23 protein-coding genes are annotated in these 20,513 nt (G+C 45.2%); 6 read left to right on the forward strand and 17 right to left on the reverse strand.

What is annotated here, in order from left to right; all coding sequences use genetic code 11:
• The first annotated feature begins 212 nt into the window (after window positions 1–212).
• Window positions 213–623, forward strand: a complete 411-nt coding sequence (locus tag RH45_RS11380) for an H-NS family histone-like protein (protein ID WP_008077259.1) — start codon at window positions 213–215, stop codon at window positions 621–623.
• A gap of 100 nt (window positions 624–723) precedes the next feature.
• Here RH45_RS11380 and RH45_RS11385 read toward each other — a convergent pair whose 3' ends face one another.
• Window positions 724–2,028 carry an inosine/guanosine kinase gene (locus RH45_RS11385; RefSeq protein ID WP_008077261.1) on the reverse strand — a complete coding sequence of 435 codons (1,305 nt, stop codon included), beginning with the start codon at window positions 2,026–2,028 and terminating at the stop codon, window positions 724–726.
• A gap of 140 nt (window positions 2,029–2,168) precedes the next feature.
• Window positions 2,169–2,438: a hypothetical protein gene (locus tag RH45_RS11390; RefSeq protein WP_008077263.1), complete on the reverse strand. Its 270-nt coding sequence runs from the start codon at window positions 2,436–2,438 to the stop codon at window positions 2,169–2,171.
• Window positions 2,439–2,633: 195 nt separating this feature from the next.
• On the opposite strand from RH45_RS11390, the gene mnmA reads away from it, so the two are divergent.
• The 3 genes from mnmA to purB all read left to right on the forward strand — a co-directional run bounded on the left by mnmA (window position 2,634) and on the right by purB (window position 5,922).
• The gene (mnmA, locus tag RH45_RS11395; protein ID WP_008077265.1) at window positions 2,634–3,743 is read left to right on the forward strand and encodes a tRNA 2-thiouridine(34) synthase MnmA; all 1,110 of its coding nucleotides are present in this window, start codon (window positions 2,634–2,636) and stop codon (window positions 3,741–3,743) included.
• Window positions 3,744–3,769: 26 nt separating this feature from the next.
• Complete coding sequence (hflD, locus tag RH45_RS11400) at window positions 3,770–4,387, forward strand: high frequency lysogenization protein HflD (protein WP_008077267.1); 618 nt, start codon at window positions 3,770–3,772, stop codon at window positions 4,385–4,387.
• Between the two features lie 164 nt (window positions 4,388–4,551).
• Window positions 4,552–5,922 carry an adenylosuccinate lyase gene (gene purB / locus RH45_RS11405; RefSeq protein ID WP_008077269.1) on the forward strand — a complete coding sequence of 457 codons (1,371 nt, stop codon included), beginning with the start codon at window positions 4,552–4,554 and terminating at the stop codon, window positions 5,920–5,922.
• A gap of 84 nt (window positions 5,923–6,006) precedes the next feature.
• On the opposite strand, the gene RH45_RS11410 is transcribed toward purB, so the two are convergent.
• From RH45_RS11410 to htpX, 9 genes are all read right to left on the reverse strand, one after another.
• Window positions 6,007–6,534, reverse strand: a complete 528-nt coding sequence (locus RH45_RS11410; RefSeq protein WP_008077271.1) for a DUF3833 domain-containing protein — start codon at window positions 6,532–6,534, stop codon at window positions 6,007–6,009.
• Entirely contained in the window at window positions 6,534–7,091 is a 558-nt protein-coding gene (locus RH45_RS11415) for a chalcone isomerase family protein (RefSeq protein WP_008077273.1), read from the reverse strand. Before RH45_RS11415 ends, RH45_RS11410 begins: the two co-directional genes overlap by 1 nt.
• Window positions 7,048–7,572 carry a DUF2878 domain-containing protein gene (locus RH45_RS11420; protein WP_008077274.1) on the reverse strand — a complete coding sequence of 175 codons (525 nt, stop codon included), beginning with the start codon at window positions 7,570–7,572 and terminating at the stop codon, window positions 7,048–7,050. The genes RH45_RS11415 and RH45_RS11420 overlap by 44 nt, the downstream gene beginning before the upstream one ends.
• A gap of 1 nt (window position 7,573) precedes the next feature.
• A complete protein-coding gene (locus RH45_RS11425; RefSeq protein WP_008077276.1) occupies window positions 7,574–8,818 on the reverse strand; it encodes an SAM-dependent methyltransferase in 1,245 nt (414 codons plus the stop codon).
• Window positions 8,815–9,600, reverse strand: a complete 786-nt coding sequence (locus RH45_RS11430) for a DUF1365 domain-containing protein (RefSeq protein ID WP_008077278.1) — start codon at window positions 9,598–9,600, stop codon at window positions 8,815–8,817. Before RH45_RS11430 ends, RH45_RS11425 begins: the two co-directional genes overlap by 4 nt.
• Window positions 9,600–10,880, reverse strand: coding sequence for an NAD(P)/FAD-dependent oxidoreductase (locus RH45_RS11435; RefSeq protein ID WP_008077279.1), 1,281 nt, complete (start codon window positions 10,878–10,880; stop codon window positions 9,600–9,602). Before RH45_RS11435 ends, RH45_RS11430 begins: the two co-directional genes overlap by 1 nt.
• Window positions 10,881–10,891: 11 nt before the next feature.
• Window positions 10,892–11,617, reverse strand: a complete 726-nt coding sequence (locus tag RH45_RS11440; protein ID WP_008077280.1) for an SDR family NAD(P)-dependent oxidoreductase — start codon at window positions 11,615–11,617, stop codon at window positions 10,892–10,894.
• Entirely contained in the window at window positions 11,614–12,033 is a 420-nt protein-coding gene (locus tag RH45_RS11445) for a nuclear transport factor 2 family protein (protein WP_008077281.1), read from the reverse strand. Before RH45_RS11445 ends, RH45_RS11440 begins: the two co-directional genes overlap by 4 nt.
• A 183-nt stretch (window positions 12,034–12,216) precedes the next feature.
• Window positions 12,217–13,080, reverse strand: a complete 864-nt coding sequence (htpX, locus tag RH45_RS11450) for a protease HtpX (protein WP_008077282.1) — start codon at window positions 13,078–13,080, stop codon at window positions 12,217–12,219.
• 306 nt (window positions 13,081–13,386) lie between these two features.
• On the opposite strand from htpX, the gene RH45_RS23555 reads away from it, so the two are divergent.
• Window positions 13,387–13,554, forward strand: coding sequence for a hypothetical protein (locus RH45_RS23555; protein ID WP_008077283.1), 168 nt, complete (start codon window positions 13,387–13,389; stop codon window positions 13,552–13,554).
• Window positions 13,555–13,618: 64 nt separating this feature from the next.
• Here RH45_RS23555 and bioD read toward each other — a convergent pair whose 3' ends face one another.
• Genes bioD through bioB form a run of 4 tightly spaced genes read right to left on the reverse strand, consistent with a single transcriptional unit; the run spans window position 13,619 to window position 17,286 of the window.
• A complete protein-coding gene (gene bioD / locus RH45_RS11455) occupies window positions 13,619–14,302 on the reverse strand; it encodes a dethiobiotin synthase (protein ID WP_008077284.1) in 684 nt (227 codons plus the stop codon).
• Entirely contained in the window at window positions 14,299–15,102 is an 804-nt protein-coding gene (gene bioC / locus RH45_RS11460) for a malonyl-ACP O-methyltransferase BioC (protein WP_008077285.1), read from the reverse strand. Before bioC ends, bioD begins: the two co-directional genes overlap by 4 nt.
• On the reverse strand, window positions 15,102–16,247 hold the full coding sequence (gene bioF / locus RH45_RS11465; protein ID WP_008077286.1) for an 8-amino-7-oxononanoate synthase: 1,146 nt from the start codon (window positions 16,245–16,247) through the stop codon (window positions 15,102–15,104). The genes bioC and bioF overlap by 1 nt, the downstream gene beginning before the upstream one ends.
• Window positions 16,234–17,286, reverse strand: coding sequence for a biotin synthase BioB (bioB, locus tag RH45_RS11470; protein WP_008077287.1), 1,053 nt, complete (start codon window positions 17,284–17,286; stop codon window positions 16,234–16,236). Before bioB ends, bioF begins: the two co-directional genes overlap by 14 nt.
• 129 nt (window positions 17,287–17,415) lie before the next feature.
• On the opposite strand from bioB, the gene bioA reads away from it, so the two are divergent.
• Window positions 17,416–18,696 (forward strand): adenosylmethionine--8-amino-7-oxononanoate transaminase, encoded by a 1,281-nt coding sequence (gene bioA / locus RH45_RS11475; RefSeq protein WP_008077288.1) that lies wholly within the window; start codon window positions 17,416–17,418, stop codon window positions 18,694–18,696.
• 84 nt (window positions 18,697–18,780) lie between these two features.
• On the opposite strand, the gene RH45_RS11480 is transcribed toward bioA, so the two are convergent.
• Complete coding sequence (locus RH45_RS11480; RefSeq protein WP_008077289.1) at window positions 18,781–19,458, reverse strand: DUF2057 family protein; 678 nt, start codon at window positions 19,456–19,458, stop codon at window positions 18,781–18,783.
• A gap of 142 nt (window positions 19,459–19,600) precedes the next feature.
• Entirely contained in the window at window positions 19,601–20,512 is a 912-nt protein-coding gene (locus tag RH45_RS11485; RefSeq protein WP_050796259.1) for a porin, read from the reverse strand.
• Window position 20,513: the final 1 nt, after the last annotated feature.

Here is a 20,513-nt window from a genome sequence, read left to right on the forward strand (position 1 = left end):
GTTAGTGTAAGTGGTTATTTACTAAAATGGTTTAAACACGTACAGAAAAGTCTTCGTGCTCAACGAAAATAACTTAATACAAATAGCAAATTACTTTACTTGCTCTATATTTGTAAGGATTTAACTAAATTTACATTTGATATATTGTAATAATCAGAAAACAAGATTATTATCTTCATATTAGGCACTCCTTATACAAGTGAGATTGGAATATGTCGGAACTAACAAAAACACTATTAAACATTCGCAGCCTACGTGCTTTTTCGCGTGAATTAACTCTGGAACAACTTGAAGAAGCGCTAGACAAACTGTCAACGGTTGTTGCGGAGCGTAAAGAAGCTGAAGAAGCTGAGCGTGCAGCGGCGGCTGAACAGGAAGCGAAACTTTCTGCAATCGCAGAGCAAATTGCCAAAGATGGTATTGATGTAGAAGCACTTATTTCTGCACTAGCTGGTGAGAAAGGCAAGACTAAAACTAAGTCTAAGCGTGCTCCTCGCCCAGCAAAATACCAATACGTTGATGCAAACGGCGAAACAAAAACATGGACTGGTCAAGGTCGTACACCTTCAGCAATCCAAGAGCAGCTAGACGCAGGTAAATCTTTGGATGATTTTCTTATTTAACGATAAGAAACATGGAATACAAAAAAGCGCCTTTAGAGGCGCTTTTTTATTACCTGATAAACAAAAGCAGCCCTTTAATACACGGGGCTGCTCTGCTGGGTTATCTCTCCCAGTACGCTTCTTCCAAGCTATCTTCACGCTCCGGAAGTCCTCGAGAAAGACGTGGAGAATGCTGAACTAACACCTCATAACTTGCACGGTTCGAATATTTACAAACCTGCGAGAACGAAGAATAAGTTAAATAAGCATGCGCGTGTTTGCTTGAGTTTGGCACATTCTCTTTGTGGTATTTATTCGCCGCCATATCGTGAAGAAGTGCAGATAGTGCCGCATCACCAGCACCATTTGTGTTCTTGATCTTCTCTGGTCCACCCATGTATGGGGAAATATGCGAGTAAACTTTAATTGGGTTATCGCAGTTATCTTTAACAGCAGGACGACTAAATTCAAATCGGTTGAACTCTGCAATGCTGCCTGGTAGCAGAGGTAACGAAGTTTCACGCTTAGCCGCATCTTCAGTGTATCCGGCCATAAACAGCCCGACAGGCCCAGCAGTACATAGCACTAAATCGACCCACTCAAGCGTTTTATCTGATGCCGCTAACGGGTCAGATTCACCAGTTAAGGCTTCAGCTTCATCCTCATTCATCGCGACAACAGAAACATGATCACGCAAGAAAGCCTGCCAGAATTCAGGATCATCTTGGATTACAAATTTGGTGCCTAGTGTTAATACCACAGGCACATCATGCTTCTTCGCATACTCAATTGCGCGCATTGTTGCGTCTGGCATTGGGTCACCTTGCTTGCAACGAACTAGATAAGCCGTTAGGACCAAGGCTGAAGCATTCTTAAAGATTTTTTCTGGGATGTTATCAGGATGAAGTTGGTTCATTTGACCTTCACTGATCGCAAAGGTGCGTTCACCGTCTTCGGTAATCAGCGCAAAACAACGGCCAATCGCCCCTTCTACACCCTGAAGATAATTCAGATCCATACGGCTCGAAGTGTTACATAGATAGCGATAACCGTAGCTGCCAATCTTAATGTCTTGGCTCATTACTCCCAATAAGGTCGAGCGATCATCAGCCAGTACAGAGTAGTTATGTAATGTGTTACCAATGGTACCGCCAGCGTACTCGTTGGTAATCAGCTCGTTTTCCTTTAGCTCATTATATAGAGCTTCCGCCGTTTCATCGTCGATAACTAGAGAGTGCCCCTTACTCAACTTGTACTTCTCGATAAGCTCGGAGCTTACTTTCGCTTCAATATCCACCAATGTCTGGTCAATACCAATGATGTGAGTGCGAGACATTTTCTTGCTTTCTTGTGATTGGCTTACAAGCGGATCACGAGCATGGACTGGAAAGTAGTGCTTCGATTTGCGTTGACCAGGAAATTTCATATCAAATTGTTCTGAATAAGGGATGAAAAGATGCCGGATTCTACCGCGCAGTCACTAGCGCGGCAACAATCTGAAGTATAGCAAACGATTACATTGGCAATTAATTTGATCGTTATTCATCAAGTAGTAAATAAGAGGGGTTATTCGCCTTCCATAAAGCTCAAGTCTGGCAAACGATCAAGATTGTCTGAATAACGTTTTAGGTTAAACTCCCCTTCGTTTTTCATCACGTCGAATATCTCAATTGACATCGCACAGGCCATCATCGCAACCGCCTCGTCACGAGTTGTGCCTGTCATCATTAGTCGCATCAAAGTTTCTTTAACTTTTAATGGGTTACCGTCTTCAAGTTGGTTTTCGACTACTTCAATCAACTGCGATTCTTCGAAGATCTGGTTTTCTTCACTCATTATCTGATTCTCTTTGGTCTTGAATTTGGCTAACTATGCCACATATAGACACTCTAGGGTGATTAAAGCGCAGATATAGTGATTAACCGAGCAAAACTTCGACAATTTTCGAAGTGTGAGTTCGATCGCGGATCTGTCCCCTTGAATCGCTTTCTGATAAAATCTGCGTCCAGTTAAATTAAGTGGTGTTTAGTAATGTCTGACAACAGCCAAAAGAAAGTCATCGTCGGAATGTCCGGCGGGGTTGATTCATCTGTTTCTGCCTATCTTCTAAAACAACAAGGCTACCAAGTAGAAGGCTTGTTCATGAAGAACTGGGAAGAAGATGACAACGAAGAATATTGCACAGCAGCTGAAGATCTGGCTGACGCTCAGGCGGTGTGTGATAAGTTAGGCATTCACCTCCACACCATAAACTTTGCTGCTGAGTACTGGGACAATGTCTTTGAGTATTTCTTAGCAGAATACAAAGCGGGTCGAACCCCTAACCCAGACATCCTTTGTAACAAAGAAATCAAGTTTAAAGCCTTCTTAGAGTTTGCAGACGAGGTTTTAGACGCGGATTATATCGCTATGGGCCATTACGTGCGTCGTACCTTCCCTGAAAATGGGGAAAAGGCACAAATGTTACGTGGCTTAGACAGCAATAAAGATCAGAGCTACTTTTTGTATACCTTGAGCAGTGACCAGGTTGAACGTAGCTTGTTCCCTGTTGGCGAGCTTGAAAAACCAGAAGTTCGACGTATTGCTGAAGAGCAAGACCTTATCACTGCAAAGAAAAAAGATTCAACAGGGATCTGCTTTATTGGCGAGCGCAAATTTACTGAGTTCTTAGGTAAGTATCTACCCGCTCAACCAGGTGACATCGAAACACCAGAAGGTAAAGTCATCGGCCAGCATCAAGGGTTGATGTACCATACCTTAGGCCAACGTAAAGGCTTACACATCGGTGGCCAAAAAGGCGGTGGCGGTAACGAAGAGCCTTGGTTTGTTGGTGACAAAGACCTTAAGCGTAACGTATTGATTGCGGTACAAGGGAAAGATCACCCGCTACTAAAATCTGAAGGTCTGATTGCCTCTCAATTACACTGGGTAGATCGCACACCAATTAAGGATGTTTTGAAGTGCACGGTAAAAACACGTTACCGTCAAACGGACATTCCTTGTACAATTATCCCAATTGATGATGAAAACATTAAAGTCATTTTCGACGAACCTCAAATTGCTGTGACACCAGGTCAATCAGCGGTTTTTTACCAAGATGAAGTCTGTCTTGGTGGTGGTATCATCGAGAAGCGCATTTAATTCGAATTAACTAGGAGTACTATTACGTGGCTAACGCATTATATGACCGCACTATCGCATTCGCAGGGATTTGCCAAGCCGTTGCTTTGGTTCAACAAGTTGCGAAAAACGGTCACTGCGACAACGACGCGTTTGAGACTTCATTGAAAGCGATCATGAATACTAATCCGAGTAACACGGTGAGTGTTTATGGTCGCGAGTCAGACCTTAAACTGGGTTTAGAGTGCCTAGTTAAAGGGATCGATAGCACACCAACCGGTAGCGAGATCACTCGTTACATCATCAGTTTGATGGCACTGGAGCGCAAACTAGGTAGCCGAAACGATGCCATGTCACAATTAGGCGACCGTATCCAGATGCTTGAGCGCCAGCTTGATCATTTTGAGTTGCTAGACGATCAGATGATCAGCAACCTTGCTAGCGTTTACTTAGATGTTGTCAGCCCAATTGGTCCTCGAATTCAAGTGACCGGCACGCCTTCCGTTTTACAGCAAACTACGAATCAACATAAGGTGCGCGCTTTATTGCTGTCAGGCATTCGCAGCGCTGTTCTATGGCGACAAGTTGGTGGCAAACGTCGTCACCTTATCTTCGGTCGCAAGAAGATGGTCGAACAAGCACAAATCCTTTTAGCTAGAATGTAATAGCTCTTACGTATGCTCGCGCTTTGTCGCGAGCTTATTATTTGTACCAAAATTTTTTGTCTTAAAACATAAGCAACGCAAACGTTTGCGCAATAGTGTCGACAAACGAGTCTTATATTGGTATAAAGCACACGAAATTTAGAAACTCAACTCAGGAGAACATCATGGAACTGTCAGCATTGACTGCTGTTTCACCAGTAGACGGCCGCTACGGAAGCAAGACAATTGCATTACGTGAGATTTTTAGTGAATACGGACTCTTAAAGTACCGTACAATCGTTGAAATCCGCTGGCTACAAAAGCTTGCAGCGACTGCTGAAATTGCCGAAGTACCCTCATTTAGTGCCGAAGCAAATCAATTCCTAGACGACCTTGCTGCTAACTTCTCGGAAGAAGACGCGCGCCGTATTAAAGAGATTGAGCGTACGACTAACCACGACGTAAAAGCGGTCGAGTACTTCTTGAAAGAGAAAGTAGCTGATGTTCCTGAGCTTCACGCCGTTAATGAGTTCTTCCACTTTGCATGTACTTCTGAAGATATCAACAACACATCGCACGCTCTAATGCTAAAAGAAGCGCGTGAAACGGTCATTCTTCCAGAAATCCGCAACCTAATTGACGCTATCAAAGCTCTTGCTGTTGAATACCGAGACATTCCTCTGCTATCTCGTACTCACGGCCAGCCAGCTTCTCCATCAACAATGGGTAAAGAGATGGCGAATGTTGCGTACCGTATGGAGCGTCAGTTCAAGCAAATCGAAAATGTTGAGATCCTAGCGAAAATCAACGGCGCTGTAGGTAACTACAACGCACACCTTTCTGCATACCCTGAGTTGGATTGGCACCAATTCTCTGAAGAGTTCGTCACTGAGTCTTTAGGCGTTACTTGGAACCCTTACACAACTCAGATCGAACCGCACGATTACATCGCAGAACTGTTCGACGCCGTGGCCCGCTTCAACACCATTCTTATCGACTTCGATCGTGACGTTTGGGGCTACATCGCACTAGGTCACTTCAAGCAGAAAACCATTGCAGGTGAAATTGGTTCATCAACAATGCCGCACAAAGTTAACCCAATCGACTTTGAAAACTCAGAAGGTAACCTAGGTCTTGCGAACGCTGTATTCGGCCACCTAGCACAGAAACTGCCTATCTCTCGCTGGCAGCGTGACCTCACTGACTCTACGGTTCTACGTAACTTAGGTGTGGGTGTTGGCTATGCAATCATCGCATACACTTCGACGCTGAAAGGGATCAGCAAACTAGAAGTTAACCGCGAAGCGCTGCTTGCTGAACTGGACCAAAACTGGGAAGTACTTGCAGAGCCTGTACAAACCGTTATGCGTCGTTACGGTATCGAGAAACCATACGAGAAGCTGAAAGAGCTGACTCGTGGTAAGCGTGTCGACGGTGAAGCAATGCGTAACTTCATCGATGGTCTTGAGCTACCTGAGCACGAGAAAGCACGCCTGAAAGAGATGACTCCAGCAAATTACATCGGTCAAGCGATTGAACTGACAGATAAGCTTTAAAAATCTCTAAAATAGATAGAATAAAGGGTTAGCACTCCGGTGCTAACCCGTTTTAGTTGGTTTGAAAGCGACACTATAAATGATTCATTGCTTTTGGAAAAACAGCGTTATTTGCCCCACTTCTAGGCCGAACTTTTTGATTTTAGTTAAGTTGAAAACGTGTTTCTCATCTTGACGGTACAGCCAGTCGTCGAACGTAACCACTACTGAGCTATCGTCAAGTTGCAGTTCAAAGTCATATTGCCATTGAAGCGCATTGCCAACCTCCTTTCCGGTCGCCTGACCGATGATGTCGTCAGCGGTGCCAACATACGTTCCGTCATCACCGCGTGTAATCACCCAGATCCTCTGATCTGTTTCACCGTCATCAAATTCAAAATCTTCCACCAGCGTGAGGACATCACCTTCGACGCTGCCCCAGATTGCCACTTCAAAACGGCGGGTCTGTTTGTCAGCGTAATCTTGTACCATTCCCCAAGCGTACGTTTCTCCTTCAAAGAACTCAAACAACTGAAAGCGAGGCGATACACTTTGATAGCTTTGTAAATCCGCTGAGCAGCCCGCCAATAGTAAGACGAAACTCAACACGAGAACCCGTAATTTTCTTATCACTACTCATTTCCTATCAATTGCGAGCGAAGTTCAGGGTACTGCGTTTTTGGCGATAACCATATCGACAAAAAGGCATCGTTTAGGGCTTCATCATTAACAGTACCAATCATACTGGGTGCTGTCTGAGAAGCCGTTGTGTAGTAAAACTGACCATATTGTCCATCGGTTACATAGGTCAGATTTTGTCCTTCCTCGATATCAGGAAAGATTTGATCAAGCTGCCTAATCCAGTGCTTCCTCTCAGCGTCACCGTAACCAAGCTTTTGCCATTGCTCTTCTGTCGCATCGATCAGTTGCCGTTGAGAAATGTCTCTCTGATAGTCAATGGACAGCGCTAGAGGATGTGGTGTGACGTCATCTTGCTGAAGATAATCCCCAGTCGGGGTCTTGAGGTTAGATTGGTAAACGTCAAAAATGAACACAGATAGCTGAGCTTGGCCGACTGAAGGCCACTGCCCCCAATGTTGCTCTGTCCCTGCGTTCGATGATAGCGCTACCTGTGAGATGAACACGCTACTGGCGCACGCTGCGAGAATCGTTTTCTGGATCACTTTCATGGCCGTAACCCTTATTTATAACGTTAATGATGAGTACCCATTCGGCGAACAGTACCGCTAAGGTAGCCCCGACACCTATCGGGAATTGAACGGCTCCCAATTTCATACCTGCGAAATAACTGAGAGCGCCAGCAACTCCACATAACATTGATACGAGACCAAATGGATAACGGTTCAGTAATGGCAGCAGATAGTACGCATACCAGAGGAATATCGCCCATAACGCTCCTAGCCAGATAGGAAACGATGACGACTCAAACGAAAATAGACCCAGCGACAAGTTGAGGTAATCAACAAACACCCCAAACGCAAATAGAAGTAAAAAGCGGCCGAGTTTAAAATGGGTGGAGCGGACACTGATTAGCAGCGTTAAAGCAACTAGCGACGCGGTCAACAGTTGCCAAGGTTCTCTACCTACAACGGCAAGGAACCACACAATCTGAAACCAAGTAGAGATTAACAATAAACGCTGCGTCGTCATGCTAAGGCCTCTGGAATGTCATGTGGACAGTACTGATGCTTTTTGCCTTGAAGCCACCCTCACAGTAGCAAAAGTAGTAGTTCCACATTCTGATAAAGGTGTCATCGAAACCTAGCTCTCGAACTCGCTTTTCAGCCGCATTGAATCTGACATACCAAGCATTAAGTGTTTTGGCGTAGTCCTCACCAATATCAAAAAGATCTCTTAACACCAAGTCGCTTTGTTTGGTAGCTGCTTGGGTGAGCGCCGTAATTGAAGGGAGGAAACCACCCGGAAAAATATATTTTTGGATAAAATCGACATTGTTACTGTAATAGTCATAACGTTGGTCAGCGATGGTAATGGCTTGAATTGCCATTAAACCTCGTGGTTTAAGTAACGACTGGCATTTCTGGATATAAGAGTTCAGGAATTGCTTACCCACCGCTTCAATCATTTCAATCGATACCAGCTTGTCGTAAGTTCCGGTAAGGTTGCGATAGTCCTCTTTTAGCAAGGTGATCTTATCTGTTAAGCCGCGCTGTTCAATTTGCTGTTTAGTGTAGGCATGCTGCTCTTCTGAAATGGTTGTAGTCGTAACGTGGCAACCGTATGTCTCTGCCATATAAATCGCCATTGCCCCCCAACCGGTACCAATTTCAATCACCGAGTCATCTGGTTTAAGCTGAAGCTGTTGGCACAAGCGCTCCATTTTGTTTATTTGTGCTTGCTCCAATGAATCCGTTTTAGAGGCAAAAATTGCCGACGAATACAGCATATTGCTATCTAAAAAAGTGTTGTACAAATCGTTACTCAGATCGTAATGGGCGTGAATATTCTTTTGCGAGTTTGCCACGGTGTTACGGTTTAACCAGTGGCCAACCTTATATGACAGTTTGGACAGCAAACTGGTGCGATTTTCAATTGAATCCAAAGCATTGAGGTTGAGCGCCATCAGTTCCATCAAAGTGGTCAAATCCGGGCTGTCCCACCAACCATCCATGTAAGACTCACCCGCAGCTATGCTCCCTCCAGTTAACAATCTCGCATAGAATGCCGGGTTCTTAACCTCAATGAGTGCTTTAGGCTCGTTTTCGCGTGGTGTGCCAAATACTGTGCGCTGAACTGGCGCGTCGTCGTCGAACGCTTCAACGACGGTGAGACTACCTGTATTGATCTTTTTCAGGCACGCTAGGGCGACGCCTCGAGCAGTTTTTTGCCCGGTAGTTAATTGCCCCGGATACGGTAAGGCTTGAGAATTGATCATGTTCTATGCTCCTTGGCTTGCTTTCTCTTTTGTTGAGCATTGTTTTCATTTTGGTATTTTGGGTGGCTGTAGAAAGGCGCCCCTTTTAACCAAAGCTTGAATGCGTGCCAGTAAATTCCAGTGACTACTTTTACTGCCATTATTGGTGTAACGATCAGTTGTTTTAATAAAGATTTCGATGTGAGGGGTTGTTTTCGCATCGACAGTGTTGCATCAAACTCTTTGTTGTCTCTATGGCATTCCAAATGGACGAACAACCTTTTATCTAAAGGCTTTATTCGCCAAAAATAGTGTTGTTCTACTGGGTTGAACGGAGAAACGTGAAAGGCTTTTTCGTGCTCAAACTCTCCGTTATGGCGAGCAGGAATCGCGTAGTAATGACGCTCGTTCCAAGGCGTATTGCTGACCTCAGCCAATAGATACTTCCACTCACCCTCTTGGTTATAAAGATAGTAGAAGTTGACCGGACTGAAGTAGATACCTAAATAACGCAGATGAACAACCGCTTCTACGCGCCCAGACACTCGCTCTCCAGTAAGCTCGTAAACCTTATCGATAACCGCCTGTTTGATGTCACCTTCCCCAACATAGTCCTCGCGCTTGAATCGGGCCCAATGCCACCAACGACGCCCAAAGCACCACACCTTTTGCTCTAATTCCTCCAGCCTGTCTAAATCGAGGCAAGGCATAAAAAGCGGATATTTGAGCTCATGCTTGATGGGGGATAAACGTCGGTGCCTGACATCCCCAACCAATAGACTGCTGGCGTCGCTCGGGTTCATCATGCCGCTCCTTTCTGAGGATATTGAGTGACAAGACTACTTAGTCCTTTCACCACGTCTAAAGCACTACGCACACCATCTTCGTGGAAGCCGTTGTACCAATAAGCACCGCAGAACCAAGTTTGATTAATGCCGTTAATTTGTTCGCGACGCTGTTGTGATTGGAGTGACGTCTGGTTGAAAACCGGATGATGATAATGAAAGCGACGCAGGATTTTGTCTTCTGCAATAGAGTCAGAGCTATTAAGAGAAACGCAGAACGTCGTATCGCTCTCTATGTGTTGCAGTATGTTCATGTTGTAAGTGAGTCTTGGTGGTGATTGCTGCTCTCCTTCACCGCCATCTAGCCAGTAGTTCCAAGATGCCCACGCTGCTTTGCGCTTGGGCAGCAAACGTTCATCACTGTGGAGTATTACTTCATTCTCTTGATATTCAAGACCGCCGAGAATCTCACACTCAAGAGCCGAAGCATCATCGATGAGCGCGAGCGCTTGATCGCTATGACAGGCAAAAATCACATGGTCATAATGTTGCGCTCCGTCGGATGTGTACACCGTTGCCCCCATTGAGTCTCGAGTCACTCGCTCAACCGGGGTTGATAACATGATCTTATCTTTAAACTGCTGAGTTAAAGGTTCAATGTAAGCCCGCGAGCCACCCTCAATCACATACCACTGTGGTCGATTCGTAATATCGAGTAAGCCATGGTTTAAGAAAAACCGCGCAAAGAAACCGAGTGGGAAAGCTCGCATATCCGCCAGGGTTGATGACCAAATGGCCGCCCCCATCGGCATGATGTAGTTGTCACAAAAATAATCGCTAAAACTGTTTGCTTCGAGAAACTGCCCGAGAGTCTGACCTTGCCCCTCTCCAAGCTCTACCACTTCTTTAACCAGTTTATTAAAGCGCAGAATCTCGAAGATAAAGGAATAAAACTTTGGATTAAACCAATTACGCTTCTGAGCAAACAAGGTCGAGACAGTATGACCGTTATACTCCAAACCACTCTCATCGTTACGAACACTGAAGCTCATTTGAGTAGGTCGCCCCTTCACACCAATTTCGTTCATCATGGCAATGAAATTAGGGTACGTTCTGTCGTTGTAAACGATGAAGCCCGTGTCTACCGCATAGCTTTGACCATCGACTTCAACATCGACAGTTGCGGTGTGACCACCAATATAATCATTTGCTTCGTACAGAGTAATGTCGTGCTCTTTACACAAGTAATAGCCACAAGTCAGACCCGATATCCCGCTACCTATAATTGCAATTTTCATCATCAATTCCTTTAACTGGTCATTAGCTTAGCTGCGATTGTGTTCTGCCAGCGGTATGGCAATAAACCGATTAGTCTTAAAATGGAGGTAAATTTTGCCGGGAAGTAAATGTGTGGCCTCCCCTTACTCAACCCCAACCTGATGGCTTGCGAGGCTTGTTCTACACTGACCATCATCGGCATAGGAAACGTATTTTTATTGGTGAGAGGAGTAGCAACAAAGCCTGGATAAATCACAGAAACCTCGACCCCCTTTGGTCGTAAGTCAACCTGCAATGTACGCGCTAAATAACTTACCGCTGCTTTTGAAGCACCATAAGCTTCCGCTCTTGGAAGTGCCATTTCACTAGCGATGGAGCCAACAATTGCGACTCGATGCCCTGGGCTGAAACGTGGTTGACATGCCTCGATGGTGTTCACGAGCCCGATAACATTGATATCAAACACTCGCTTAACCAGAGCCGCGTCAATGACGCCATCATCTATGTATTCGCAGTCACCTGCATTGAGAATCCATAATTGTGGCTCGGTGGATAGATCCTTTAGTGCTGCTTTGGCTGCATCTAGGTCAGTCACATCAAATGCTAGCCCAGTGACAGTATGGTGGGTGTCTTGCAACTCTTTAAGCTTATCTTTATTACGCCCACAGGCGATAACGTGCCAACCTGCTTGGGCATAATCTTTTGTGAGTTGGAGGCCAATTCCTGACGTTGCACCTGTGATAAATACGCAGCTCATTGACCTAACCTCTGCTTGATGGATTTAATCACCGCGCCGAGAACGGGCAAGTTTTCATACAGCATTTCGCCTAAGTCAAAGTAATCTCGATGATAAATGACTCTTCCTTCATGAAACTTAAGGTGACTGACACCATTGACTTGCACCTGGGTCCCTTTTTGCAACTTAGGGTGTTCAAGATTCATGGTCCAAGTGAGAAAACCACTGTCACCCACTTGCTGGTGCTCTTTTATTATGAAATCGCAACGCTTCACATTGGCATACAAGGTCTCAAAATATTTCTGTAGTGCATCCCAACCTTCTAAGCGATGCGCTGCGTCCTCAAATACCACATCCTGATGATAGACCTCATCAAGGAGGTATAGATTTGCCTTGTTTAAATGCTGGTAAATGGTACCAACCGACTCAACATCCATTTCCCGCCTCCTGAAAACTTATACATAAATATTTTATGTACAACATTTAAGATAGAACAACTCTAAAAGTTGTACAAATAAAAATTGTGTAAAACTGTTGAAGGCTTCTACGGGGATAGGGAAAAGTTGGATCAAAAAAGGCTTGGTATTAAACCAAGCCTTTTCAATTAATTAGCAATTAGCTTATGAATTGCGCAGTGCATTGATACGTTTGTCGAGTGGTGGATGGCTCATCAGCAACTCAGCCATCGAGCGCTTACCGTTGATACCAAACGCCATCATAGAGCCTTCAAGCTGAGATTCGTGACTCACTTTTAAGCGCTCAAGGGCGGCTATCATCTTATGTTTACCAACCAACTGGGCAGCACCGGCATCAGCATGAAACTCACGATGACGGCTGTACCACATCGTAATAAAGCTCGCTAAGAATCCAAACACCAGTTCAAGTACAATGGAAACGCCAAAGTAAACCATCATATTGCTGCCGCCTTCCTCTTCATCACCATTAGAAGAAACAATATTGGCGATAAAACGCGATAGGAAGATAACAAAGGTGTTCACAACACCCTGCATTAAAGTCATCGTTACCATATCACCGTTTGCAATGTGGCTTACCTCATGCGCAAGAACGGCTTCCGCTTCATCTCGAGTCATGTTGTGCAACAAGCCAGTAGACACTGCCACTAATGAATCATCACGTTTGGCGCCGGTTGCAAATGCGTTGATGTCAGCAGAATCGTAGATCGCTACCGTAGGCATACCAATACCCACTTGCTCTGACTGACGACGGACTGTTTCAAGTAGCCAATGCTCAGTTTCGTTACGCGGGCTCTCAATGACCATACCGCCAACGGAGCGAAGCGCCATACTCTTTGACATCATCAGCGAAATAAACGAACCGCCAAAACCAAATACAGCCGCCATTAACAGAAGTCCAGATAAGCTACCTGGCTGCATCCCCGTGACAGCATAAACAATATTTAGAACAACACTTAGCACTAAAACAACGGCTAAGTTTGTTGCGAGGAACAACATTACACGCTTCATTACTTTCCTCCGAAACTGGAAGCTTATTATATTTTTGCGTTGGAGACACAGTCACCAACGCTGATTAGTTACTCTATAGATATAGTCTAACTTGTTTAAAAACAAGGTTAAGTCGCAAATTGAAACATTTGTTTTCTCTAGCGTCAGTTTTCTGCCAAATTAAGACATCTGATTGACCTTATCAATAAAAGAAACCTAATGCATAACAGTAAAACAAAAGCATTAGACTTTGGTCTTATTGCACCTGATGTCAAACCTGCTAGATTTTGCTTAGATTAAAAATCCATGGGAATAAGGGATAACATCATGGTTGAAACTAGCAACTATCAAATGGCTATTGATTTACTTTGCTGTCACCTTGGTATTTCAGAGGAAGAAGCAAAACAACAACTGGGTATTTCATCTGAGCAAACGACGCAAACTCACATTAATGAAATGCAGCAGGCAATGGTTGGTCTAAGTAGCGAGAAGTAAGCTTAGATTAAACAAACAAAAAAGGGCAGCTGACGCTGCCCTTTTCCATTTCTAATTCGTTCTATTAACGACTTAATAGCGGTTCGACGTTGATATACTTGGCGAGATCTTTACGTTTGACACTAGGCACATAAGGGATTTCACCCAGCTTAGGCGCATCTATTTTGCTTTCTAGCATTTCAATGATGTCGGCGTAATGCTCGGTACCTGGGTTGATTCGGTTTGCCACCCAGCCTACTACTTCAAGACCATCAGATTTGATCGCATCGTATGTCAGCATCGCGTGACTTAAACACCCCAGTTTGATGCCCACCACTAGCACAACAGGAAGCTTTTCTTGCTGCACCCAAGTAGACAAGCAGTCTGAATCGGACACAGGCACACGCCAACCGCCAGCGCCTTCGACCAAAACGATATCTGAATCTTGCTTATGTTCATCCAACTTGTTACTCAACACCGAGTATTGGATGTCAACACCTTCATGTCGCGCTGCAATATGCGGTGAAGCAGGTAGCTCAAGTGCGTATGGATTGACGTCATCGTACGCAACTTCAACGGTGGAAGCGTTTTGTAAATACAGTGCATCTGAATTGCGAAATCCCAATTCAGTTTTGTCACTACCCGCTGCGACTGGTTTGTAACCAATCGTTTTTAAACCCTTGGTAGCAAGAGCGTTTAGAATTGCTTTAGAAGCAACTGTTTTTCCAACATCGGTATCCGTACCAGCAATAAAAAATGCATCAATCATCGATTAATAACCCCTAAACAAACCTGATATGTTGCAGGTAGAAGACCCTGATGGTTTTTGAACGTTTGGTATTCGCGCTCTAAGTTGAGTAAAGCTTTCCGACTGGTCAAGCCATGTGAGCGCCCGTTAACATGGTTCGCTCCTATGCCTTTTAAATCACGCATTAAAGAGAATGCCGTGTCATACCAAACTGTGATCGAGGGCAAGTCTAGTCGATGGTTACTACACCCGGATTGCGCTAACGCAATTTTTACCTGATTGGTGGTGATAAAATCATTCACGTGTTGATATGAGTCAATTTTCGACCATGAACGTCTTAGCTCAAACAACGAACCGTCCAGCAACGTTGAAAAAACAATACGTCCTGATTCGTTAGTCACTCTACGCATTTCCTTCAATGGAATGGAAAGGTCGTCACACCATTGCAAAGCAAGACTAGAGAACACGTAGTCAAAACGACCAGATGCAAAAGGCAGTTGCTCAGCATCTCCTTGTTGGTAGGTCATATTGTCTGTACCACAACGAGATTTAGCGGCTTGCAGCATCTCAGCCGATAGGTCAACACACGTCACCTTAGCGCCGCGCTGCTGCAAAACTTGCGAAAAATAGCCTGTACCGCAACCGAGATCGAGCACTGTTCTTCCCGTAAGGTCTAACGGTATTAAGTCAAGCAGTCGATGACCAACGTCACGCTGGAAAGCCGCATGAGCATCATAGGTTGCCGCTGCTTTGCCAAACGCATCAGCGATCGCCGTCTTATCATTTTGTGAGAAAAGATCCACATCTAGAGCTCGTTCCACTACTCCATCCCCTCTAACAATCTCGTTAAGCTTTGACCCAATGCTTTCACATCGTCTACGGTGTGGTTTGTTGTTAAGGTAAACCGCAAACGCGCTGTGTTCTTGGCCACCGTTGGAGGACGAATTGCGGTCACCCAATGCCCTTGGCGTTTCAGTTGTTGAGCTACATCGAGAGACTTTGCGCTGTCGCCAATAATAAATGGTTTAATCGGTGTCTGCGTTTCAACATAGCCAGGAAGGGGTCCACACGCAGCGCGATAAGCATTTTGCAGCTCAGCTAACTTGTCTCGACGCCACTGCTCTGTGCGCAGCATACCAACAGCGTGGGCCAGCGCATGCGCTTGCGAGGGTGGTATCGCCGTAGAGTAAACATGATGCCTTGCGAATTGGGTTAGGTAGTCACCCACTTGGCTATCGCATAAAATCGCTGCACCAGACAAGCCAAACGCTTTGCCAAAAGTGACGACCAATACGTCGGGCTTAATTCCAGCGTGCTGGCAACTTCCTCGCCCTTCAGAGCCTAAAACCCCGATACCATGAGCATCATCAACCATAAGCCATGCTTTGGACTGGCAAGTCGCTTGGATATCCCGAAGAGGAGATAGATCTCCATCCATACTAAACACCCCTTCCGTCACAACCAATGCATTCTCCTTTAGCATCATCTGCAAAGAACGAATGTCGTTGTGCTTAAAGCGTTTCATTGTTGCTGGGGATAGCATACCCGCTTCCATCAAAGAAGCATGATTCAGCTTGTCTTGAAGCAGAAGATCTCCTTTTTCAAGCAAACTAAACAACAAGGCTTGGTTAGCGGAAAAGCCAGAGCTAAACAAAATCGCGCGTTCAAACCCTAGCCATTCGCATAAGGCAGACTCTAATTCTTGATGTGCAACTGAAAAGCCGGTCACCAAGGGAGACGCCGCGCTGCCATTGCCATAAAGATCAATGCCGTGCTGCCACGCCTTCCCTAATGACTTGTCACTCGCGAGCCCCAAATAGTCATTGCTCGAAAAGTTAATAAATGACTGATCTTCAGCGCGAAATTGAACATGATTAGCACTGGCTAAACAATTCAGTTTTCGCGTTAGTCCTTGGGTCTGTCGCTGCGATAGCGCATCGTCAATGCGCCGCTTAAACACTGGCATCGTAGAATAGATCGTCCTTCGCCGGACGAGCGGCCACACGCTCGACAACACGATCAAGAAGATCATTTTCTTCTATTTCGTCCGGTTTTTGCGAAACTTGCTGGCTGTTGATACCGAGTTTATCAAACAGCATCATATCTTTATCTTCAGAAGGGTTTGGAGTGGTTAGAAGTTTACAGCCGTAAAACACTGAGTTCGCGCCCGCCATAAAGCACAGCGCTTGCATTTGCTCGTTCATATTTTCGCGACCCGCAGAGAGCCTCACAGCGGATTTAGGCATCATAATGCGCGCGATCGCAATTAGGCGAATAAAATCAAATGGCTCAACATCATCAACCTTTTCAAGTGGTGTACCCTTCACTTTTACCAACATGTTAATTGGCACGCTTTCAGGATGAGTAGGAAGGTTCGCCAATTCAACCAATAAACCGGCTCGATCATTAGCGCTCTCACCCATACCAATAATACCGCCAGAACAAATTTTCATACCCGCATCACGAACATGTGACAAGGTATCTAGACGATCTTGGTACGTACGTGTAGTAATGATACTGCCGTAAAACTCAGGAGAGGTATCCAGATTGTGGTTGTAGTAGTCCAAGCCAGCGTCAGCCAGTTCTTTTGCTTGATCCGAGGTCAACATACCTAACGTCATACAAGTCTCAAGACCCATACCTTTGACACCAGAAATCATATCTCGCAAATAAGGCATATCGCGGGCTTTAGGGTTTTTCCATGCAGCACCCATACAGAATCGCGTCGAGCCTGCATTTTTCGCTTTTTGCGCCGCATCTAAAACACGTTCGACTTCCATCAAGCGCTCTTTCTCGATATCCGTCGTGTAGCGCGCACTTTGCGGACAATATTTGCAGTCTTCCGGACAAGCACCTGTTTTGATCGACAACAGCGTACTGACTTGAACATGGTTGTGTTGCTGGTATTGACGGTGAACTAGCTGAGCTTCAAACAGCAAGTCCATAAAGGGTTTATCCATGAGCTCACGAACTTGCCCAACAGTCCAATTGTGACGTACTTCCACGTGCTTTCCTTTCGTTATTAGATTTGTTACTTGGCTAGTCTAACCGCGACATGTAGACTGTCAACAACTTACAAAAACAAAAGTTTACAATTGGTTTATTTTTAACCAATTTACTACGGAGCTTTCGCAATGGATCTCGCCTTTGATCGCCGCCATATCTGGCATCCTTACACTTCCACTTTGACACCTCTGACCTGCTACCCCGTTCGTGCTGCACACGGTGTTGAACTAGAACTTGAAGATGGAACTAAGCTAGTTGATGGCATGTCGTCTTGGTGGTCAACCATTCACGGCTACAATCACCCTCACCTAAATCAAGCCGCTCACAACCAAATCGATCAAGTCTCTCATGTTATGTTTGGTGGTATTACTCATACACCCGCGATAGAGCTGTGTAAAAAGCTGCTCGCCTTCGCACCAGACAACTTAGAGCATGTCTTCCTTGCTGATTCAGGTTCGGTTGCAGTGGAAGTCAGTCTGAAAATGGCACTGCAGTATTGGCATGCTAAAGGAGAAAAGCGGCCTAAGTTTTTAACCTTACGCGACGGTTACCACGGTGACACCTTTGCAGCGATGTCGGTTACCGATCCAGACAATTCAATGCATTCGCTCTATAAAGGCTTTCTCCCTGAGCATATCTTTGCCGCATCACCAAAAACGGGGTACTGGCAGGAGTGGGATGAAAAAGACTTAGACGACTTCAAAGCAAAACTCGAGCAGCATCATGATGAAATTGCGGCCGTCATCCTTGAGCCGATAGTGCAAGGTGCTGGTGGGATGCGCATCTATCACCCGCGATTTTTACAAGGTGTCAGATCGCTATGTGACCAATACGGCATACTTCTTATCTTGGACGAAATCGCCACCGGATTTGGCCGAACCGGCAAAATGTTTGCTTGTGAGCACGCCAGCATACAACCTGATATTCTATGCGTTGGTAAAGCGTTAACGGGTGGTTACATGACTTTATCAGCCACGCTGGCTTCTAAGCAGGTAGCCGATACCGTGTGTGGTGGAGAAGCAGGTTGCTTTATGCATGGGCCAACCTTCATGGGGAACCCACTCGCCTGCGCTGTCGCAACGGCAAGTATGGAGCTGCTGGCAACCAACCAATGGCAAACACAGACACAGCAGATTGAAACGACCTTTTCAAGGTTGTTACCTGAGCTAACGGCTCACCCTCTCGTCGCTGATGTTCGCTGGTTAGGTGCCATTGGCGTGGTCGAAACCCACAAACCGGTCAACATGGAAGTTATACAGGCGCTATTTGTCGAAAAGGGGGTTTGGATTCGTCCATTCGGCAAACTGATTTATATGATGCCACCGTATATCAGCAGTGAAGAGAACATCAAGCAGTTGGTTCAAGCGATCGAGGCTGCGCTAAAACAATCAGAATGCTTTATTAATTAGCGGTAATTAATCTAATTAAGCGCCAAACAAAAAGAGCGAAGTAGTGATTACTTCGCTCTTTATTATTGAAAGACTGATCCTTGACTATTCTTGATCAATCATCCAACGACGGAATTCTTTACGCTCTTGTTTCGAGGCCTTTAAGTACCAAGCTTTAAGCTGCTCGACACTCGAGACATCAGGTGTCAGCGCCTCTTTAGTGTTTGGCGTGGTCGCTTTGGCGACTTCAGACGCAGGTGATACTCCTGTTTCCTGTGTCGCTACTTGAACAGCGACTGGTGCAGAAACCAATACACCGTTATCAAAGTAAATACCTTTTGAGATGTTGTACTCAGTAACTAAGCTATCAATCGCAAGATAAGGGAATACCGTAGACTTGGACGGAAGCTTTTCTTGTTCATAGTTTAGCTCTACACCATCTTGTGAAATGACCCATGCTGGTGATTCACCCTTAAATGACTTCTCGGCTTCTTGGTAGCTGCGAACAGGCGGGTTTTTAATTTTTACTTCATCGCCAGTGACTTTGAAAGAGACAACATACGGGTCTGAGGTAAATACTTTTGCAGAGTTTCCACGGCCTACTTTTTTATCTGTTCGCAGAACAACTTGTACCTGCCCATCAGGAATCTCTTGTGAGGAAATGCTTGATTCACTCTCTTGCCCATTGACGTATAGGATTGATAATCCTTTTTCTGGGCTCAGAGTTGCAGCACTCGCACCAAAACTTGTGCAGGTCAAAAGAGCCAAAAACCACTTATTCATATTCACACTCTCTAGAAGTTCCAATTTCTACTTTCCGATAGTAACAGTCAGCCATCAGAAAATACATAACGTTTTAAGACACTTAGTATAAAAAAAGCCACCCCTAAGGGTGGCTCGTCTGTACTTAGTAGTTAAGCATCAATTAGAATGAAGCTTTGATACCTACGCCGTAACCAGTTTCTTTACCGTCTTCGCTAGTACCACCAACTTCTGCGTAAACAGTAGTGTTTGGAGCGATACCGTAACCAGTGTTTAGGAACCAGTCAGAGTGAGAATCTACGCCATCTTTGCTGTAAGAAGTGTTGCTCACACCACCAGCAAAAGATACTTTACCCATAGTGTAGTCAGCAGCGATTGCGAACGTATCAGTGTTCTCTTTGTCACCAGCTTTAGGATCGTTATCAGTACGGTAGTAACCAGCTTCTAGGTTAAGATCTTCGATGCCAGCGAAGCGCGCTTCTAGAGCCATGATAGATTCTTTTGCGTCTAGAGCGTTACCGTCTTTAGTACCTTGTAGGTCAGCGTTACCGTAGAATGCTGTGAAGTCAAAGTCTGCTACGCGAGCACCAACTTTAAGGTCGAAGAAGCGACCGTCTTCGCCGATAGCTTTAGCGTTGTGCTTGTCTTGGATTAGACCAAGACCGAAGTAGAAGTTGCCTTTGTCTAGGTCGTAACGTACTGCTTCTTCACCGCCGAAATCAGCATCTTGGAAGAAAGACTGAACACCGAATAGGTAGTCAGAACCGATACCAGCATCGTCAAGTTGAGTATCTAGTTTACCAACTTTTAGAGTACCGAATTCGTTGTGGTAGAAACCGAAGTATACGTTACCTACAGAAGTGTTACCTGTAGCACGGTCACTGTTGTCACCAGAGAACTCTAGGAAAGCACCAACTTGTAGATCGTCGTTAACTGCGTAACGAGTGTCAAAACCAAAGTCTGCATCGTCGATTTCTTGCTTCAGTTCAGAGTCTTCAGCTAGGCTTTTCTTGTAACGGATTTCAACGTCACCAGTTAGGTCAACAGTTACACCGTCTTGGTTGTAAAGTTCGATA

The sequence above is a fragment of the Vibrio sinaloensis DSM 21326 genome (assembly GCF_000189275.1).
Taxonomy (GTDB): domain Bacteria; phylum Pseudomonadota; class Gammaproteobacteria; order Enterobacterales; family Vibrionaceae; genus Vibrio; species Vibrio sinaloensis.

Excerpts from the sequence above, each read along its gene's own strand:
- RH45_RS11380 (WP_008077259.1), top strand. The coding sequence starts at position 213 with ATGTCGGAACTAACAAAAACACTATTAAACATTCGCAGCCTACGTGCT.
- RH45_RS11385 (WP_008077261.1), bottom strand. The coding sequence starts at position 2,028 with ATGAAATTTCCTGGTCAACGCAAATCGAAGCACTACTTTCCAGTCCAT.
- RH45_RS11390 (WP_008077263.1), bottom strand. The coding sequence starts at position 2,438 with ATGAGTGAAGAAAACCAGATCTTCGAAGAATCGCAGTTGATTGAAGTA.
- mnmA (WP_008077265.1), top strand. The coding sequence starts at position 2,634 with ATGTCTGACAACAGCCAAAAGAAAGTCATCGTCGGAATGTCCGGCGGG.
- purB (WP_008077269.1), top strand. The coding sequence starts at position 4,552 with ATGGAACTGTCAGCATTGACTGCTGTTTCACCAGTAGACGGCCGCTAC.
- RH45_RS11415 (WP_008077273.1), bottom strand. The coding sequence starts at position 7,091 with ATGAAAGTGATCCAGAAAACGATTCTCGCAGCGTGCGCCAGTAGCGTG.
- RH45_RS11420 (WP_008077274.1), bottom strand. The coding sequence starts at position 7,572 with ATGACGACGCAGCGTTTATTGTTAATCTCTACTTGGTTTCAGATTGTG.
- RH45_RS11425 (WP_008077276.1), bottom strand. The coding sequence starts at position 8,818 with ATGATCAATTCTCAAGCCTTACCGTATCCGGGGCAATTAACTACCGGG.
- RH45_RS11430 (WP_008077278.1), bottom strand. The coding sequence starts at position 9,600 with ATGAACCCGAGCGACGCCAGCAGTCTATTGGTTGGGGATGTCAGGCAC.
- RH45_RS11435 (WP_008077279.1), bottom strand. The coding sequence starts at position 10,880 with ATGAAAATTGCAATTATAGGTAGCGGGATATCGGGTCTGACTTGTGGC.
- RH45_RS11440 (WP_008077280.1), bottom strand. The coding sequence starts at position 11,617 with ATGAGCTGCGTATTTATCACAGGTGCAACGTCAGGAATTGGCCTCCAA.
- RH45_RS11445 (WP_008077281.1), bottom strand. The coding sequence starts at position 12,033 with ATGGATGTTGAGTCGGTTGGTACCATTTACCAGCATTTAAACAAGGCA.
- htpX (WP_008077282.1), bottom strand. The coding sequence starts at position 13,080 with ATGAAGCGTGTAATGTTGTTCCTCGCAACAAACTTAGCCGTTGTTTTA.
- RH45_RS23555 (WP_008077283.1), top strand. The coding sequence starts at position 13,387 with ATGGTTGAAACTAGCAACTATCAAATGGCTATTGATTTACTTTGCTGT.
- bioD (WP_008077284.1), bottom strand. The coding sequence starts at position 14,302 with ATGATTGATGCATTTTTTATTGCTGGTACGGATACCGATGTTGGAAAA.
- bioF (WP_008077286.1), bottom strand. The coding sequence starts at position 16,247 with ATGCCAGTGTTTAAGCGGCGCATTGACGATGCGCTATCGCAGCGACAG.
- bioA (WP_008077288.1), top strand. The coding sequence starts at position 17,416 with ATGGATCTCGCCTTTGATCGCCGCCATATCTGGCATCCTTACACTTCC.
- RH45_RS11480 (WP_008077289.1), bottom strand. The coding sequence starts at position 19,458 with ATGAATAAGTGGTTTTTGGCTCTTTTGACCTGCACAAGTTTTGGTGCG.